The organism is Pseudomonas moorei, assembly GCF_042846945.1.
Taxonomy (GTDB): Bacteria; Pseudomonadota; Gammaproteobacteria; order Pseudomonadales; family Pseudomonadaceae; genus Aquipseudomonas; species Aquipseudomonas moorei.
The window spans coordinates 5,068,443-5,084,890 of sequence record NZ_AP035776.1; the positions used below are offsets into that span (position 1 = coordinate 5,068,443).

The window sequence follows — 16,448 nt, forward strand, 5'->3', positions numbered from 1 at the left end:
ACACGCGCTGCCCTGTGGGAGCCAGCCTGCTGGCGATGGGCGTTAACGATAACGCGTGTGGCCTGGTTAAACGCGGCGTATTTGAGTCCATCGCGAGCAGGCTCGCTCCTACAGGTATCGCGCTACCTGTGCGTGGGTAGACTCCTGTGTAGGAGCCAGCCTGCTGGCGATGGTCGTTAACGATGACGCGTGTTACCTGGTTAAACGCTGCGCAGTTCTACCGTCAGGTGGGACAGTTCATGCACCGGCGCCAGGCGTTCGCGGATGGTGTCGGCGCTGATGTTCGCCGCCGCCACGACACTGACGATCGCCGCCCGTGCCTGCGGGCCGACCTGCCAGACATGCAGGTCGCTGATGCGCACATCGTCTGAAGACTCAAGCAACTCGCGAATTTCCTCAGCGACGTGTTCGTCCGTGGCGTCCAGTAGTACGGCGGCGCTGTCGCGCATCAATCCGAGCGCCCATTTCGCAATCACGATCGCGCCGACAATCCCCATCACCGGGTCGAGCCAGACCCAGCCCAGATAGCGCCCCGCCAGCAAGGCGGCAATCGCCAGGATCGAGGTCAGGGCGTCGGCCAGTACATGCACGTAAGCCGAGCGCAGGTTGTTGTCATGATGGTGATGATGGCCGTGGTCATGGCTGTGCCCGTGATCGTGGTGACCGTGATCGCCCGCCAGCAGGAAGGCACTGACGATGTTCACCACCAGCCCCACCACCGCAATCACTGTCGCCTCGGTGAAGGCCACGGTCGTCGGCTGGAACAGGCGCAGGATGGATTCACCCGCAATGCCGATCGATACCAGCCCCAGCACCATGGCCGAGGCAAACCCGGCCAGATCCCCGACCTTGCCGGTACCAAAGCTGTAACGCGCGTTGTTGGCGTGTCGGCGAGCGAAGCCATAAGCCGCCGCGGCGATGCCCAGGGCTACGGCATGGGTTGCCATATGAAAGCCGTCGGCCAGCAACGCCATCGAACCGGTGATGTAGCCGGCGGCAATTTCGCCGATCATCATTACAAACGTCAGAACCACCACCCATAGGGTGCGGCGGGCATTGTCGTCATGGGAGGCGCCCAGAAACACATGGTCGTGAGAAAAGCGCGCAGCCTGTGGTGTCAGTGTCATGGTTCCAGATCTCTATTTCGAATAACGACGAATGGCTTGCAACAAGTCTTCCAGACCTTCGGCGCGGGCTTCGTCACTGAGTCCCGGATGTGCGACGTGCTCACGGGCGTGGGCGTCGATGAACTGTTCCAGCAACCCGTTGACCGCCCCGCGGATGGCCGCGACCAAGTGCAACGTCTTGGCGCAATCGGCATCCGACTCAAGCGAGCGCTCCACGGCCTGGACCTGGCCGGCGATGCGCCGCACCCGTTTGAGCAAGTCATCTTTGTGTTCGTGAATGTGCGACATACCTATACCCCCTACCCCTATCTGGCGTGCATAGTCACCGATAGCCCGAGAGTTGGCAAGGCGTTGACGCAAGAATTATTCAGAGAGGTGTATTGGCGCGGTGACGAGCCGGCTCGTACCACCGGCTGTATCGATCAATCAATCAGGCCCACACGCCCGGCATCCGGCCAGAAAAGCGCGGCCTGCCCACGGTGAACGCCATCGCGGTCAATCAGGGTCCAGACCTTGCCTTCGTGAATCATGAACGGATGGCCATGGCGGTCCACCCGATAACCGCTGTACCCGTGGGCGATGCCATGGGCGCTGACTTGTTCGAGCAGGGTCTGGCGCATGGCCCGGTCCAACGGCGAGGCACTGAAGCGCGATGGCATGCCCAAAAACTGCTCGCGGGGGTATTTGAAGCAGGTGAGCGCCTGTTCATTGGCGTAAAAGAAGCAGGGATCGGCTTCGCTGCCATGGGCCAGCAGACTGTAAGGCGCGTGGGCGTGCAGCCAGTACAGGCGTTCGGCGCCCTTCAGCGAGTTTGGCGCCGGCAGGTTTTCGCCGGTCCAGTGCCGATAAGACCGGTCCAGCCATTCAACGGCGGCGTATTCGTCGATGGCCACTATCGGCCTTTCCAGACCATCACGGTCAATCATCACGCGTCAGCACTTCAAGCAATTCAATCTCGAAAATCAGGTTCGAGTTCGGCGTGATCTTGCCCATGCTCCGCTCGCCATAAGCCAGATGCGCCGGTACCAGCAACTTGCGCTTGCCACCGACCTGCATGCCCATGAGGCCCTGATCCCAGCCCTTGATCACGCGACCGGTGCCGATCACGCACTGAAAAGGCTTGCCCCGGCTGTAGGAAGAATCGAATTCCGTGCCGTCTTCCAGCCATCCACGGTATTGGGTGGTGATCAATGCGCCTTTGACGGCCGCTTTACCGTCACCCGGTTGCAGATCGATTACCTGAAGCTCGTCATTCATTGGATTCACTCGTATGCTCTCTCGCCCGAAAAGGGCCTGACCGGCGCCGTTTTCCCAGATCCGCGCTCGATTGGCAACCCTTGCTGCCGTCAAGCGCGGCGTTGAAAGCTGTTTACCGAAGTGTCCTGAAGTAGGATAAACAAACCTCCCCGGACGGTTCACATCGCCATGATGGCCACCCCAGAATGATATTTGTTTCGACCCCTGCTGCCCTTGGCCTGGTAATACTCACGTTGATCATCGTGCTGCTGTGGCGCGAGCGCACATTACGCAAGCAACTGAGCGAATGTCGCACGCTGATCGACCGCCTCTCCGAAGGGCAGAACATCCACCAGAACGGTGACGCCGAGCGCTTCAAGCGCAGCCAGTACTTTGCCCGCATCGGCACCTGGGACTGGGATGTCGACACTGACAGGCTGTACTGGTCAGACGCGATCTACGGCATGTTCGGGTTCAAGATCGGCGAAGTGACCCCCTCCTACACCTTGTTCTGCGCCTGCGTGCATCCGGATGACCGGGTCAGGGTCCGGGCCGGCGAGCTGCGCTGTCTGGAAACCGGTGACAATCACGACGAGGAATACCGCGTGGTCTGGCCCGACGGCACCATCCGCTGGTTGCGCGAGACCGGCAACGTGGTGAAGAACGAGCAGGACGAAACGATCAAGATGATGGGCGTGGTACGCGACATCACCGAGGAAAAGGCTTCCGCCAATTACCTGCGGCACCTGGCGCACTTTGACCCGCTGACGGGATTGCCCAACCGGCTGGTGCTCGAAGAGCGCCTGGCCGAAGCGCTGGAACAGGCGCGTGTCAGCGATACGCGGGTGGCGCTGGTGTTCGTCGACCTCAACGGCTTCAAGGCGATCAATGACCACTATGGTCACGCCGCCGGCGACCGCGTACTGATCACCACCGCCACCCGCCTCAAGAAGATCCTGCGCGCAACCGACACCGTCGCCCGCATCGGCGGCGATGAGTTCGTGGTCATTCTTCAAGGGCTGCCTCAGGGCCGCTGTCTGCAAGACGAAGCGCGCAGCATCTGTCAGAAAATCTTCGTCGAACTCTCCCCGCCCGTCACCATCGGCAACGACCAGCGCCATATCGGCACCAGCCTGGGCGTGGCCGTGTTCCCCGACCATGCACCGAGCATGGACCGGTTGATCCACGTTGCCGATCTGGCGATGTATGCGGCCAAGCGCAGCGGGAACAATCAGTACCGATTGGGTGATCAGGCGTTGAGCCACAGCCGGGTGGAGTGAGCGCCCGAAAGCATTGATCCGTCTTGCGCATCAATGCATGCCAAAAACGCACTTATCATATCAATCACCCTGTTCCACTATCCGCCCCAATAAGAACCGTGCACCGCCTACAGGCAGTGCACGTCATAAAAGCGGTGGAGTACTTATCGATGACAGCCTCAATTCCGCGCGGACGCTCCCGCGCCAGTGCCATTTTCCGGGTCACCTCGGGCAATTTCCTTGAACAGTTCGATTTTTTCCTTTTCGGTTTCTATGCCACGCAAATTGCGGCCGTGTTCTTCCCGGCCAGCAGCGAGTTCGCGTCCTTGATGATGACCTTTGCCGTGTTCGGCGCAGGCTTCTTGATGCGTCCATTGGGTGCGGTGCTGCTGGGTGCGTACATTGATGATGTGGGTCGGCGCAAAGGGCTGATCGTGACCTTGTCGATCATGGCCAGCGGCACGATCCTGATTGTGCTGGTGCCCGGCTACGAAACCATCGGATTGTTCGCGCCGGCCCTCGTCCTGATCGGACGGTTGCTGCAAGGGTTTTCGGCGGGCGCGGAACTGGGCGGCGTCTCGGTGTATCTCTCGGAAATCGCCACACCCGGCAACAAGGGTTTTTTCACCAGTTGGCAGTCAGCCAGTCAGCAAGTGGCAATCGTGGTCGCCGCCGCGCTGGGCTACGGCCTGAACCAATGGATGGCGCCAACCATGGTCGCCGACTGGGGCTGGCGGATTCCGTTTTTTGTCGGCTGCATGATCGTGCCGTTCATCTTCCTGCTGCGTCGTAACCTGGAAGAAACCGAAGAGTTCGCCGCTCGTAAACACCGTCCGGGCATGGGCGAGGTATTGCGTACGCTCGCACAGAACTGGGTGGTCGTATTCGCCGGCATGATGATGGTCGCCTTGACCACCACCGCGTTTTACCTGATCACCGTTTACGCGCCGACCTTCGGCAAGACCGTACTGCACCTGAGTACATCCGATGCGTTGCTGGTGACGTTGCTGGTAGGCGTGTCGAACTTCTTCTGGCTGCCGATTGGCGGCGCGTTGTCCGACCGTATCGGCCGACGTCCGGTGCTGGTCGCCATGGCCCTGTTGGCATTGGCCACCACCTATCCGGCGCTGACGTATCTGGTACAGGCACCGAGCTTCCTCAACATGTTGCTGGTGCTGCTGTGGTTGTCGTTCATTTATGGCTTGTACAACGGCGCGATGATCCCGGCGCTGACGGAAATCATGCCGGTGCACGTGCGGGTCGCCGGGTTCTCCCTGGCGTATAGCCTGGCCACCGCCGTGTTTGGCGGATTCACCCCGGCGATGTCGACCCTGCTGATTCAGTACACCGGCGACAAGGCTGCGCCCGGCTACTGGATGAGTTTCGCCGCGCTCTGTGCGTTGTGCGCGACGTTGTACCTGTATCGCCGCGCCAGCGGTCGCCTGCAACCCGCCCTTTCCTGAGCCCGTCCTTTTCGAGAACACACACGATGAAAAAGCTATTCAACGTTACGGCCCTGAGTCTGCTCCTCAGCCTGGGCCTGAATGCCGTGGCCCAGGCTGAAGAGATCCGCGTGATGACCTCCGGCGGTTTCACCGCCGCCTACAAGATCCTCGGCCCGAAATTCGCCGCGGCCACCGGCAACACTCTCCATACCGATCTTGGCCCATCGATGGGCAAAGCCCCGGAAGCGATCCCCAATCGCCTGGCGCGCGGTGAACAGGCCGATGTCGTGATCATGGTCGGCTACGCCCTCGACGACCTGATCAAGCAAGGCAAGGTCGACCCGGCTTCACGGGTCGAGCTGGCAGACTCGCGAATCGGCCTGGTGGTGCGCGAAGGGGCGCCAAAGCCGGACATCAGTTCCATCGACGGCCTGAAAAAGACCTTGCTCGACGCCAGATCCGTGGCCTATTCCGACAGCGCCAGCGGCGTCTACATTGAACAGCAGTTGTTCAAGCGCCTGGGCATTGAAGACCAGCTCAAGCCCAAGTCGACCATGGTCCCAAAAATTCCCGTGGGTTCCGTGGTGGCCACCGGCGACTATCAACTGGGCTTTCAGCAGGTGAGCGAATTGCTGCCGGTGCCAGGGGTGAGTTTTGTCGCGAAGATTCCGGAGTCGGTGCAATCGGTGACCCGATTCGCTGCCGGCATTCCGGTGGGGGCGCAACACCCGGCCGAAGCCAAAGCGTTGCTCAATTACCTGGCATCGGCCCAGGCACAGCCGGATGTGAAAGCCACCGGGCTGGATTCGGTCAGTCACTGACAGACGGCGGCTGGACTTTCATTTCCACCACCAGGCGTTCCAGTTCCAGTGCGGCCGGGGTCAGGGTTCGGCCCCGGCGCTTGATCAGGCCGACGCTGCGCATCACCTGTGGGTCGGTCAGCGGCACCTGCGTCAGAATCGGGTGATCCGCTGCCGGCATTGCCATCTGCGGCACCGCCGCCACACCGAGCCCCGCCTCCACCAGGCCGATCATGGTCGTCACATGCCGGGTTTCGCAGATGCTCGGCCGCTGCGGCACCACCCGGGTCAATGCCTGATCCAGTAAAAAACGGTTGCCCGAGGTTTTATCCAGCGAGATGTAATCCTGCTGATAGAACTCATTCCACGTCACGCTGCTGCGTCCGGCCAATGGATGGTCGCGGCGACAGGCCACCACATAACTTTCCTGCACCAGCGGCTCGAAATCCACTTCGGCCTCCTGCGTGCCCATGAAACTCAGGCCGAAATCCGCTTCACCGTTGACGACCGCACTCAGCACTTCGTGGGCGCTGGAATCCAGCACTTTGACTTTGATCCGTGGAAATTGCCGATGGTAATGAGCGACGACCCGCGGCATGAAGTAGTACGCCGCCGACGGCACGCAAGCGACGGTGACATGGCCCAGGCGCGTCGAGGCGACTTCGCTGATGCCCAGCAACGCGACGTCCAGATCGTCCAGCAGGCGCTCCACGCTCGGCATGAAACCGCGTCCGGCCTGGGTCAGGCTGACCTTGCGCGTGGTGCGTTCAAAGAGCCTTACGCCCAGGGCATCCTCGAGTTTTTCAATGCGCCGGCTCAGGGCCGGCTGGGAAATGCGCACCGTGTCGGCAGCCTTGCGAAAGCTGCCCTGCTCAACCACGGCACGAAAGGCCTGCAAGTCGTTGAGGTCGAAATTGATGGCCATGGTCTGCACTCGCAGAGGAATCGGATTGATCCACTTATTCTATGAATGTAACCAACTAATGCAAAATGTAACGAGATTGAACCCATCAAAACAAAATAAACACGACAGCCCAGTTTGTGACCAATTGGTTTCAGTTGTGAACTCCGAGTCGGTACGTGTCGATATCAGGCAAGGGGGTGGCGCGAACAGGCTACTGAATCGTCGGACAAGCCGGGTAAGGTGGCGCGTCTTTTCATCTAAATATCCACATCCCGATTATGGGTTTGATAAGAACTGCAGCGTTTGAAGGGTGCCGTTCTCAGGACGGGACAACAGGCAACGAATGATGATTCGTAGCTTGCATCAATTCGCTTAAATGTCGATCAGCAGAGAAAATAACCAATGGTTAGCCCGAGCTCCAAGGATTCGAATGGCCAATTGGCGCAGGGCTTCAAGCCTCGTCACGTAACAATGCTCTCAATCGCCGGTATCATCGGCGCCGGTTTATTCGTTGGCTCAGGACATGCCATTGCCGCTGCTGGCCCGGCGGTCCTGCTGGCCTATCTTTTCTCTGGCCTGCTCGTCGTCCTGGTCATGCGCATGCTCGGTGAAATGGCGGTGGCGAACCCGGACACAGGCTCGTTTTCCACCTATGCCGACCAGGCAATAGGTCGCTGGGCCGGCTTCACCATCGGTTGGCTGTACTGGTGGTTCTGGGTGCTGGTGATCCCTATCGAAGCACTGGCTGCCGGCCATGTTCTGAACCAGTGGTTCCCCCAGATCGATGCCTGGCTGTTCGCCCTGGTGTCGATCATTGCGTTGGTCATCACCAATCTGTTCAGTGTCTCCAAGTACGGCGAATTCGAATTCTGGTTCGCCATGGCCAAGGTGGTGGCGATCATCGGTTTCATCGGCGTGGGTTTTGCCGTGTTGATGGGCTGGATTCCCGATCGGGAAGTCAGCGGTTTGAGCGGCCTGATGGCCGAGCATGGCGGATTTGCCCCCAACGGACTGTCGGCGGTAGTCGGCGCTTTCATCACCATCATGTTCAGCTTCATTGGTACTGAAGCGGTCACCATCGCCGCCGCCGAATCCGACAATCCGTCGCAGAATATTGCCAAGGCCACCCGTTCGGTGATCTGGCGCATCGGCGTGTTCTACCTGTTGTCGATTTTCGTGGTCATCTCCGTGGTGCCTTGGAACGATCCGCTGCTGGCCCAGGTAGGCTCCTATCAGCGGGCACTGGAAATCATGAACATTCCCCATGCCAAGTTCATGGTGGACGTGGTGGTGCTGATCGCAGTAGCCAGTTGCATGAACTCCTCGATCTACATTGCCTCGCGCATGCTGTACTCGCTGGGCCGTCGTGGCGATGCGCCAAAGGCGCTGAAGGCGACCTCCTCCGAAGGCGTGCCGCGAGCAGCAGTCATCGCCAGCACCGTGCTGGGCGCAGGGATCACAGTATGGAGCTACTTCATGCCCGCCGGGCTGTTTGAGTTCCTGCTGGCCAGTTCCGGCGCGATTGCCCTGGTGGTGTACCTGGCCATTGCGGTTTCGCAATTGCGCATGCGCCGGATGTTGCGTCGGCAGAACATCGAGCTGACCTTTCGCATGTGGCTATTTCCTTGGCTCACCTGGTTGGTGATCGTGTTCATCTGCGCGGCACTGGCTGTGATGATGGCCACCCCTGAACACCGTACCGAAGTGAGCACGACTATTGGACTGGCGCTGGCGATTTCCTTTATCGGTCTTGTGACATCGCGTCAGCCTGCACAGGCTGCAAGAGCGACATCGGTGGGATAACACAAAGGCATTTACGTCGAATTTAATACTTGCGCGCGCAAAGACCAGGAGCAGTACAAGCTCCTGCGTCTCAGGCTGTAATCGCTTTTTGTGAGGACATGACCCCCGATGTCATCGAACTCTATCGTTTCCGACCGTGCAACTACCCAATCAGTTGGTTTTCTGCTGCTGGATAAATTCACGTTGATGTCCTTGGCGTCCGCCGTAGAACCCCTGCGCATGGCCAATCAGTTGTCGGGGCGAGAGCTGTATCGCTGGCATACGTTCAGCCCCGGTGGAGAGCCTGTCTGGGCCAGTGATGGCGTGCCGATTACGCCGGATGGTTCGTGGAACAATCCGTTGGTGGCGGACACCGTCATCGTGTGCGGTGGTATTGGAATCCAGAGTGCAATTACTCGCGATCACGTCACCTGGCTGCGAGCTTTGGCGCGTCAATCCAGGCGATTGGGAGCGGTGTGCACCGGTAGCTGGTTGCTCGCCGAAGCAGGGCTGCTCGACGGGTACGAGTGTAGTGTGCATTGGGAATGTCTGGCGGCCATGCAGGAAGCTTTTCCGCGAGTCAGCATCAGCGCGAGCCTCTTTACCCTCGACCGGAACCGATTCACAAGCTCCGGCGGAACAGCGCCAATGGACATGATGTTGCACCTGATCGGCCGCGATCATGGCCGTGAATTGTCTGCTGCCATTTCGGATATGTTTGTCTACGAACGCATCCGCAATGAACAAGACCATCAGCGCATCCCGCTTAGGCATGTACTAGGAACTCATCAACCCAAGCTGCAGGAGATCGTCGCGTTGATGGAAGCCAATCTTGAGGAGCCGCTCGACCTGGATAAGCTCGCAGAATACGTTGATCTTTCTCGTCGACAGCTAGAACGGCTATTTCAGAAATATCTGAACTGTACGCCGTCACGCTACTACTTGAGATTACGCCTTATTCGAGCGCGACAACTGCTTAAGCAAACGTCATTGTCGATCATAGAATTGGCATATCTATGCGGTTTCGTGTCCACACCGCATTTCTCCAAATGCTATCGCGAGTACTTTGGTGTTCCACCAAGCGACGAACGTTCCGGCTCTGAAATGAGTCGCATACCGGCAACGCTTGCGACTACGCGGCAGTCATCGACCAGACCGCCGACAGCGCTCGACCAAGCACGAAACGAATCGACCTTTGCCAGTGTTCGGATGATTGATCGTTCGAATTTTGGCGAATTGTACTGATCGGCCATCCCAGCCGCACCATCCGTAGTGCATGGGTTTACTCAATAAGATCACGCAGGAGATTTGACGTGCACATTGGTGTTCCTCTCGAAACCCAGACGGGTGAAACACGGGTTGCTGCAACCCCGGAAACCATCAAGAAACTGATCGGCCAGGGTCATAAGGTCACTGTGCAAAGCGGCGCCGGCATTAATGCCAGTGTTGTCGACAGTGCTTATGCAGCGGCAGGCGCAACCATTGGCAGCGCCAACGATGCCTTTGGTGCAGAGCTGATTCTTAAAGTGGTCGCCCCCAGCGACAGCGAGCTGGCGCTGATCAAGCGCGGCACCGTTGTGGTGGGCATGCTCAACCCGTTCAGCAATGAAACCATCGCCAAGATGGCTGAATGCGGCATCACCGCGTTCGCGCTGGAGGCTGCACCACGTACCTCCCGTGCTCAAAGCCTGGATGTGCTGTCCTCGCAAGCCAACATCGCCGGTTACAAAGCCGTGTTGCTGGCCGCTCATTACTATCCGCGCTTCATGCCGATGCTGATGACCGCTGCCGGTACCGTGAAAGCCGCTCGCGTGCTGATCCTCGGTGCCGGTGTGGCCGGTTTGCAGGCCATTGCCACGGCCAAGCGCCTGGGTGCAGTGATCGAAGCGTCCGATGTGCGTCCTGCGGTTAAAGAGCAGATCGAATCCCTCGGCGCCAAGTTCGTCGACGTGCCTTACGAGACCGATGAAGAGCGTGAATGCGCCGTCGGTGTCGGCGGTTACGCGCGCCCCATGCCGGCCAGCTGGATGCAACGCCAGGCCGTGGCCGTGCACGAGCGCGCCAAGCAGGCAGATATCGTCATTACCACCGCGCTGATTCCGGGCCGCAAGGCGCCGACGCTGTTGAGCGCGGAAACCGTGGCGCAGATGAAGCCAGGCTCGGTGGTCATTGACCTCGCGGCCGCCCAGGGCGGCAACTGCCCGCTGACCGTGGCCGACCAGGTGGTCGTCGCAAACGGCGTGACCATCGTCGGCCCGACCAACCTGGCCGGCGCGGTCGCGGCGGACGCTTCGGCACTGTACGCCCGCAACCTGCTGGACTTCCTGAAACTGGTGTTCACTAAGGAAGGCCAGTTCGACATCAACCTTGAAGACGATATCGTCGCCGCGTGCCTGATGTGCCGCGATGGCCAGATCGTGCGCAAGAACGGCTGAGGATAAAAACAATGGAAGACATGCTGATCTCTCACGGTATCTACAACCTGATCATCTTCGTGCTGGCCATCTACGTCGGCTACCACGTGGTCTGGAACGTGACACCTGCGCTGCACACCCCGCTGATGGCCGTGACCAACGCGATCTCCGCCATCGTCATTGTCGGCGCCATGCTCGCCGCCGCCCTCACCGTCACCCCACTGGGCAAGACCATGGGCACCCTGGCCGTGGCGCTGGCGGCGGTCAACGTGTTTGGTGGCTTCCTGGTCACCCGGCGCATGCTGGAAATGTTCAAGAAGAAAGCGGCTCCAGCAAAGGCTCCGGCAGCCAAGGCCGAAGCAGTCAAGGCCGAGGTGCAACAAGCATGAGCATGAACCTGGTTACCTCCCTGTATTTGATCGCCTCGGTCTGCTTCATCCAGGCGCTCAAGGGGCTCTCGCACCCAACCACGTCGCGTCGCGGCAACCTGTTCGGCATGCTCGGCATGGGCCTGGCGGTCCTCACCACGGTCGGCCTGATCTACAAGCTCGGTGCCGAACTGGCCCATGACGGTATCGTCTACGTGATCGTCGGCCTGCTGATCGGCGGTACCGCCGGTTCGATCATGGCCAAACGCGTTGAAATGACCAAAATGCCGGAACTGGTCGCCTTCATGCACAGCATGATCGGCCTGGCCGCGGTGTTCATCGCCATCGCGGCTGTCGTCGAGCCGCAGTCCCTGGGCATCGTCCAGCATCTGGGCGATGAAATCCCGACCGGTAATCGCCTGGAACTGTTCCTCGGCGCGGCTATCGGTGCAATCACCTTCTCCGGTTCGGTGATCGCTTTCGGCAAACTGTCGGGCAAGTACAAGTTCCGTCTGTTCCAGGGCGCGCCGGTACAGTTCAGCGGTCAGCACAAACTGAACCTGCTGCTGGGCCTGGCCACACTGGCGCTGGGCGTGACCTTCATGCTGACCGGCAACCTCAGCGCCTTCGCCTTGATGCTGGCCCTGGCGTTCGTCATGGGCGTGTTGATCATCATCCCGATCGGCGGCGCCGACATGCCGGTAGTGGTGTCGATGCTCAACAGCTACTCCGGCTGGGCCGCAGCGGGTATCGGCTTCTCGCTGAACAACTCGATGCTGATCATCGCCGGCTCGCTGGTGGGCTCCTCCGGTGCGATCCTCTCGTACATCATGTGCAAGGCGATGAATCGCTCCTTCTTTAATGTGCTGCTCGGTGGTTTCGGCAATACAGCCGACGCCGGTCCCGCAGGCGCCAAGGAAGCCCGTCCGGTGAAATCCGGTTCGGCTGACGACGCGACCTTCCTGCTGACCAACGCCGACACCGTGATCATCGTTCCGGGCTACGGCCTGGCGGTGGCCCGTGCTCAGCATGCGCTGAAGGAACTGACCGAGAAGCTGACCCATCGCGGCGTGACCGTGAAATATGCGATCCACCCGGTGGCCGGTCGTATGCCGGGCCACATGAACGTGTTGCTGGCCGAGGCCGAAGTGCCTTACGACCAGGTGTTCGAGATGGAAGACATCAACTCCGAGTTCGGCCAGGCCGACGTGGTGCTGGTATTGGGCGCCAACGACGTGGTCAACCCAGCGGCGAAGAACGATCCGAAATCGCCGATTGCCGGCATGCCGATTCTCGAAGCGTTCAAGGCCAAGACCATCATCGTCAACAAGCGCTCGATGGCCAGCGGCTATGCCGGCCTGGACAACGAACTGTTCTACCTGGACAAAACCATGATGGTGTTCGGCGACGCTAAAAAGGTCATCGAGGATATGGTCAAGGCTGTCGAGTGAGTCCTGCCTCAGCGCAACACTAAAATGAAGCGCCGTCCCCTATCCTGCGAACGTTACGCTTTCGCAGGATAGGGGTGAAAATTTATAGACGAACACTGGCAAAGGTGGATTCGTTGCGTGCCTGGCTCAATGCCGACAATGGCCCGGACAACGGCGACAGCACCAGCGCTTGCGGCAGCGGTATCATCGCGACCTGTTGTGTGGTGTTGGAGCCTACACGTTCGTCACGCGGTGGAATGCCGAAGTATTCGCGGTAGCACTTGGAGAAGTGTGGCGTGGACACGAAGCCACAGATCGTCGCTACTTCGATGATCGACACCGGCGTTTGCTTGAGCAGCTGCCGCGCGCGGATCAAGCGCAGCTTGAGGTAGTACCGCGATGGCGAACAGTGCAAGTATTTCTGAAACAGGCGTTCTAGCTGACGACGGGACACCGAGACATACACAGCCAGTTCGTCCAGGTCGATCGGCTCTTCGAGATTGGCCTCCATCAGCGCGACAATTTCCTGCAATTTCGGCTGGTTGGTGCCGAGCATGTGCTTGAGCGGCACGCGCTGGTGATCCTGTTCGTTGCGGATGCGTTCGTAGACGAACATCTCCGAAATCGCGGCCGACAGTTCGCGACCGTGATCGCGGCTGATCAGGTGCAGCATCATGTCCAGCGGCGCGGTGCCGCCGGAGCTGGTGAAACGGTTACGGTCGAGGGTGAATAGCCGGGTGCTCATGACCACACGCGGAAACGCTTCCTGCATCGCCGCCAGGCATTCCCAGTGCACGCTGCAATCGAATCCGTCCAGCAGGCCGGCGCACGCCAGGGCCCAGCTGCCAGTGCACACCGCGCCAAGACGCCGGTGCTGACGTGCCTGGCTTTGGAGCCATGACACGTGTTCGCGGGTAACGGTGCGCTGGATACCGACGCCACCGCAAACGACGATCGCGTCCATTGGTGGGGCTTTATGCATGGAGGCGTCAGGAGTGATTTGCAGGCCATCACTGGCCCAGACCTGGCCGCCATCGACGGTGAGGGTCGTCCAGCGATACAGCTCACGACCGGACAACTGGTTGGCCATTCGCAGAGGCTCCACGGCGGAGGCCAGAGAAATCAACGTGAAGTTGTCCAGCAGCAAAAAACCGATCGATTGAGGTGCAGAGTTTTGGGGTTTCGCCCCGGAATTGAACGTCGTCATCAAGGTACTCCACAGGTAACGCGGGTGAACGGCCTCAGGTAAAGGCTCTTTTTATTCGTCCATCCAAAAATGGGTGGATTAGCATGTATTCAACCCGCAAAGGTCATACCCAATTACATAAGTTTGAACAGATCAAAAAACGACATCATCCAATGTCTCTAGGCTGAGGTATTGCAGGGCGGGAGCCATAAGGAAAACGCTAGGGTTTGTGCCAGCGTTCATCAACGTTGTGCACATTGGTAGCACATGCGCGAGACCTGTCTAAAAACGCCAACTTGTTTGTCACCGACGCCTACATGTCGGTTTTTGAATGCAATGATGAGCAATGCCAAACTCGGTGACACGCTTGCTGACCGCTGACACTGCGAGGGCTTGATGCGGGAGGCACGGGCCAGGTTTCGCTCATCGGCGCCCGAGATGAAAAGATCCAGGCTGGCAATGTCATATCGCCCCCCGAGATTCCTTGTTAAGTGTTTGAACGTGCCGCCTACATTCGAAGACGCCGCGTGGAATCGGATTGATCCACTTATTCTATGAATGCAACCAACTAATGCAAAATGTAACAACTGAGTTCCAACCCATGGCTGACTCAGCCAACCCCAGCCTTTATCCTTGTCGCCCCTGCCGTACCGAGTGAATGGAGTTTCGTCATGCCCCATGAAGGCAATCTGTTGCAAGCCGCTGTCGTGTTTCTGTTCGCGGCGGTGCTCACCGTGCCACTGGCCAAGCGGCTGCAACTGGGGGCGGTGCTGGGTTATCTGTTTGCCGGGGTGATCATCGGGCCTTCGGTGCTGGGCCTGATCGGCAATCCGCAGAGTGTCAGCCATATCTCGGAACTCGGCGTGGTGTTGCTGCTGTTCATCATCGGCCTTGAATTGTCGCCGCGCCGCTTGTGGGTGATGCGCAAATCGGTGTTTGGCGTGGGTTTGGCGCAGGTGTTGTTGACCGGCTCGGTGATCGGTGTGGTGGCGCTGTTTTTGTTCGGCCAGCCGCTCAACAGCGCCATCGTGCTGGGCCTGGGTCTGGCCTTGTCATCCACCGCGTTTGGCCTGCAAAGCCTGGCCGAGCGCAAGGAACTGACCAGCCCCCACGGGCGCCTGGCGTTTGCGATCCTGCTGTTCCAAGACATCGCCGCGATCCCGCTGATCGCCATGGTGCCATTGCTGGCCGGCGTCGATCACAACGCCAGTGCCGCCGACGATGTCAATCACGGCTTGCGGGTACTGGGCAGCATTGCCGTGGTGGTGATCGGCGGACGTTATCTGCTGCGACCGGTATTCCGGGTGGTGGCGAAAACCGGTTTGCCGGAGGTGTCCACCGCCACCGCACTGCTGGTGGTCATCGGCACGGCATGGTTGATGGACCTGGTGGGCGTGTCGATGGCCCTTGGTGCCTTTCTCGCCGGCCTGCTGCTGGCAGATTCCGAATACCGCCATGAACTGGAAGCGCAAATCGAACCGTTCAAGGGGCTGCTGCTGGGGCTTTTTTTCATCAGTGTCGGCATGGGCGCGAACCTGAGTCTGCTGCTGAGCGCGCCCGCCGTGGTGCTGGGCCTGACCCTGCTGCTGATTGCCATCAAGCTGCCGTTGCTGTTTGTCGTGGGGCGGCTGGCCGGCGGCCTGGGCAAGGTCAGCGCGATTCGCCTCGGCATCGTGCTGGCGGCGGGCGGTGAATTCGCCTTCGTGGTGTTCAAGATCGGCCGCGATCAAGGGCTGTTCGAACCGCACCTGTATGATTTGCTGGTGCTGACCATCACCCTGTCCATGGCGCTCACGCCATTGCTGTTACTGGGGTGCGCCCGCCTGGTCAGCCCCAAGGTGCAACCGGTGGTGGTCCCCGAGCAATTTCGCGAGATCGACACTGAAGCGCCCCGGGTGGTCATTGCCGGCATGGGCCGCATGGGGCAAATCGTTGCGCGTATCCTGCGGGCCCAGAACATCAAGTTCGTGGCCCTCGACACCTCGGTGGAAACCATCGAGCTGTCCCGCAGCTTCGGCGGTGTACCGGTGTTCTACGGCGACCCGATGCGTCCGGAGATCCTCAAGGCGGCGAAAGTCGGCGAAGCGGAGTTCTTTGTGATTGCCACCGACGACCCGGACACCAACATCAAGACCGCCGAGCTGGTGCGCAAGCTCTATCCGGAGATGAAAATCATCGCCCGCGCCCGTAACCGTCAGCATGTGCATCGGCTGATGGACGTCGACGCCCTGGCGGTGCGCGAGACCTTTTATTCCAGCCTGGAAATGAGCCGCCAGACCCTGATCGGGCTGGGATTGACCCAGGCCCAGGCGGATGCGCGGATCAAGCGTTTCAAACACCACGACGAACAGGTGCTCGAAGCCCAGCATGCGGTGTACGACGATGCGGCGAAAGTCATGCAGACGGCCCAGGAAGCACGGGCGGAACTGGCGCGGCTGTTTGAGTCGGATCAGCTGGAAGAGCAAGCCGCCAGGAAATGAAGTGACTTGGAGGGCCT

Annotated in this window: 15 protein-coding genes; 9 read left to right on the plus strand and 6 right to left on the minus strand. The window is 59.7% G+C overall.

Annotated features, from left to right (window positions below; translation table 11 throughout):
* Positions 1–200: 200 nt before the first annotated feature.
* The 4 genes from dmeF to ACGJAX_RS23775 all read right to left on the minus strand — a co-directional run bounded on the left by dmeF (position 201) and on the right by ACGJAX_RS23775 (position 2,384).
* On the minus strand, positions 201–1,127 hold the full coding sequence (gene dmeF / locus ACGJAX_RS23760) for a CDF family Co(II)/Ni(II) efflux transporter DmeF (RefSeq protein ID WP_390956387.1): 927 nt from the start codon (positions 1,125–1,127) through the stop codon (positions 201–203).
* A gap of 12 nt (positions 1,128–1,139) precedes the next feature.
* Positions 1,140–1,415 (minus strand): metal-sensing transcriptional repressor, encoded by a 276-nt coding sequence (locus ACGJAX_RS23765; RefSeq protein ID WP_390956388.1) that lies wholly within the window; start codon positions 1,413–1,415, stop codon positions 1,140–1,142.
* A gap of 134 nt (positions 1,416–1,549) precedes the next feature.
* On the minus strand, positions 1,550–2,053 hold the full coding sequence (locus ACGJAX_RS23770; protein WP_390956389.1) for an MEKHLA domain-containing protein: 504 nt from the start codon (positions 2,051–2,053) through the stop codon (positions 1,550–1,552).
* The gene (locus ACGJAX_RS23775) at positions 2,046–2,384 is read right to left on the minus strand and encodes an FKBP-type peptidyl-prolyl cis-trans isomerase (RefSeq protein WP_090320571.1); all 339 of its coding nucleotides are present in this window, start codon (positions 2,382–2,384) and stop codon (positions 2,046–2,048) included. Before ACGJAX_RS23775 ends, ACGJAX_RS23770 begins: the two co-directional genes overlap by 8 nt.
* A gap of 185 nt (positions 2,385–2,569) precedes the next feature.
* Between ACGJAX_RS23775 and ACGJAX_RS23780 the strand changes: the two genes are divergently transcribed.
* The 3 genes from ACGJAX_RS23780 to ACGJAX_RS23790 all read left to right on the plus strand — a co-directional run bounded on the left by ACGJAX_RS23780 (position 2,570) and on the right by ACGJAX_RS23790 (position 5,888).
* Positions 2,570–3,643: a diguanylate cyclase domain-containing protein gene (locus tag ACGJAX_RS23780; RefSeq protein WP_390956390.1), complete on the plus strand. Its 1,074-nt coding sequence runs from the start codon at positions 2,570–2,572 to the stop codon at positions 3,641–3,643.
* Between the two features lie 149 nt (positions 3,644–3,792).
* Positions 3,793–5,085, plus strand: coding sequence for a tricarballylate/proton symporter TcuC (locus ACGJAX_RS23785; protein ID WP_390956391.1), 1,293 nt, complete (start codon positions 3,793–3,795; stop codon positions 5,083–5,085).
* Positions 5,086–5,111: 26 nt separating this feature from the next.
* Positions 5,112–5,888 carry a substrate-binding domain-containing protein gene (locus ACGJAX_RS23790; protein WP_390956392.1) on the plus strand — a complete coding sequence of 259 codons (777 nt, stop codon included), beginning with the start codon at positions 5,112–5,114 and terminating at the stop codon, positions 5,886–5,888.
* Here the strand turns inward: ACGJAX_RS23790 and ACGJAX_RS23795 are convergent.
* On the minus strand, positions 5,878–6,792 hold the full coding sequence (locus tag ACGJAX_RS23795) for a LysR substrate-binding domain-containing protein (protein WP_390956393.1): 915 nt from the start codon (positions 6,790–6,792) through the stop codon (positions 5,878–5,880). The two genes, ACGJAX_RS23790 and ACGJAX_RS23795, sit on opposite strands and share 11 nt — an antisense overlap.
* Before the next feature lie 381 nt (positions 6,793–7,173).
* Here ACGJAX_RS23795 and gabP point away from each other — a divergent pair, with 381 nt between their 5' ends.
* From gabP to ACGJAX_RS23820, 5 genes are all read left to right on the plus strand, one after another.
* Complete coding sequence (gabP, locus tag ACGJAX_RS23800; protein ID WP_090320559.1) at positions 7,174–8,574, plus strand: GABA permease; 1,401 nt, start codon at positions 7,174–7,176, stop codon at positions 8,572–8,574.
* Between the two features lie 108 nt (positions 8,575–8,682).
* Positions 8,683–9,798: a helix-turn-helix domain-containing protein gene (locus tag ACGJAX_RS23805; RefSeq protein ID WP_390956394.1), complete on the plus strand. Its 1,116-nt coding sequence runs from the start codon at positions 8,683–8,685 to the stop codon at positions 9,796–9,798.
* Positions 9,799–9,866: 68 nt separating this feature from the next.
* Positions 9,867–10,988 (plus strand): Re/Si-specific NAD(P)(+) transhydrogenase subunit alpha, encoded by a 1,122-nt coding sequence (locus ACGJAX_RS23810; RefSeq protein WP_090327220.1) that lies wholly within the window; start codon positions 9,867–9,869, stop codon positions 10,986–10,988.
* Between the two features lie 11 nt (positions 10,989–10,999).
* Positions 11,000–11,356 carry an NAD(P) transhydrogenase subunit alpha gene (locus ACGJAX_RS23815; protein ID WP_007992881.1) on the plus strand — a complete coding sequence of 119 codons (357 nt, stop codon included), beginning with the start codon at positions 11,000–11,002 and terminating at the stop codon, positions 11,354–11,356.
* Positions 11,353–12,786 (plus strand): NAD(P)(+) transhydrogenase (Re/Si-specific) subunit beta, encoded by a 1,434-nt coding sequence (locus tag ACGJAX_RS23820; RefSeq protein ID WP_090320549.1) that lies wholly within the window; start codon positions 11,353–11,355, stop codon positions 12,784–12,786. Before ACGJAX_RS23815 ends, ACGJAX_RS23820 begins: the two co-directional genes overlap by 4 nt.
* A gap of 82 nt (positions 12,787–12,868) precedes the next feature.
* Here the strand turns inward: ACGJAX_RS23820 and ACGJAX_RS23825 are convergent, their stop codons facing one another.
* Positions 12,869–13,972 carry a GlxA family transcriptional regulator gene (locus ACGJAX_RS23825; protein WP_090320546.1) on the minus strand — a complete coding sequence of 368 codons (1,104 nt, stop codon included), beginning with the start codon at positions 13,970–13,972 and terminating at the stop codon, positions 12,869–12,871.
* Positions 13,973–14,622: 650 nt separating this feature from the next.
* Between ACGJAX_RS23825 and ACGJAX_RS23830 the strand changes: the two genes are divergently transcribed.
* Positions 14,623–16,431: a monovalent cation:proton antiporter-2 (CPA2) family protein gene (locus tag ACGJAX_RS23830; protein ID WP_090320542.1), complete on the plus strand. Its 1,809-nt coding sequence runs from the start codon at positions 14,623–14,625 to the stop codon at positions 16,429–16,431.
* Positions 16,432–16,448: the final 17 nt, after the last annotated feature.

What these genes read in the sequence shown, in the direction of transcription:
- ACGJAX_RS23820 (WP_090320549.1), top strand. Translation starts at nt 11,353, where the DNA reads ATGAGCATGAACCTGGTTACCTCCCTGTATTTGATCGCCTCGGTCTGC.
- ACGJAX_RS23825 (WP_090320546.1), bottom strand. Translation starts at nt 13,972, where the DNA reads ATGACGACGTTCAATTCCGGGGCGAAACCCCAAAACTCTGCACCTCAA.
- ACGJAX_RS23770 (WP_390956389.1), bottom strand. Translation starts at nt 2,053, where the DNA reads ATGATTGACCGTGATGGTCTGGAAAGGCCGATAGTGGCCATCGACGAA.
- ACGJAX_RS23830 (WP_090320542.1), top strand. Translation starts at nt 14,623, where the DNA reads ATGCCCCATGAAGGCAATCTGTTGCAAGCCGCTGTCGTGTTTCTGTTC.
- ACGJAX_RS23785 (WP_390956391.1), top strand. Translation starts at nt 3,793, where the DNA reads ATGACAGCCTCAATTCCGCGCGGACGCTCCCGCGCCAGTGCCATTTTC.
- ACGJAX_RS23815 (WP_007992881.1), top strand. Translation starts at nt 11,000, where the DNA reads ATGGAAGACATGCTGATCTCTCACGGTATCTACAACCTGATCATCTTC.
- ACGJAX_RS23805 (WP_390956394.1), top strand. Translation starts at nt 8,683, where the DNA reads ATGTCATCGAACTCTATCGTTTCCGACCGTGCAACTACCCAATCAGTT.
- ACGJAX_RS23780 (WP_390956390.1), top strand. Translation starts at nt 2,570, where the DNA reads ATGATATTTGTTTCGACCCCTGCTGCCCTTGGCCTGGTAATACTCACG.
- ACGJAX_RS23790 (WP_390956392.1), top strand. Translation starts at nt 5,112, where the DNA reads ATGAAAAAGCTATTCAACGTTACGGCCCTGAGTCTGCTCCTCAGCCTG.
- ACGJAX_RS23795 (WP_390956393.1), bottom strand. Translation starts at nt 6,792, where the DNA reads ATGGCCATCAATTTCGACCTCAACGACTTGCAGGCCTTTCGTGCCGTG.
- ACGJAX_RS23775 (WP_090320571.1), bottom strand. Translation starts at nt 2,384, where the DNA reads ATGAATGACGAGCTTCAGGTAATCGATCTGCAACCGGGTGACGGTAAA.
- dmeF (WP_390956387.1), bottom strand. Translation starts at nt 1,127, where the DNA reads ATGACACTGACACCACAGGCTGCGCGCTTTTCTCACGACCATGTGTTT.
- gabP (WP_090320559.1), top strand. Translation starts at nt 7,174, where the DNA reads ATGGTTAGCCCGAGCTCCAAGGATTCGAATGGCCAATTGGCGCAGGGC.
- ACGJAX_RS23765 (WP_390956388.1), bottom strand. Translation starts at nt 1,415, where the DNA reads ATGTCGCACATTCACGAACACAAAGATGACTTGCTCAAACGGGTGCGG.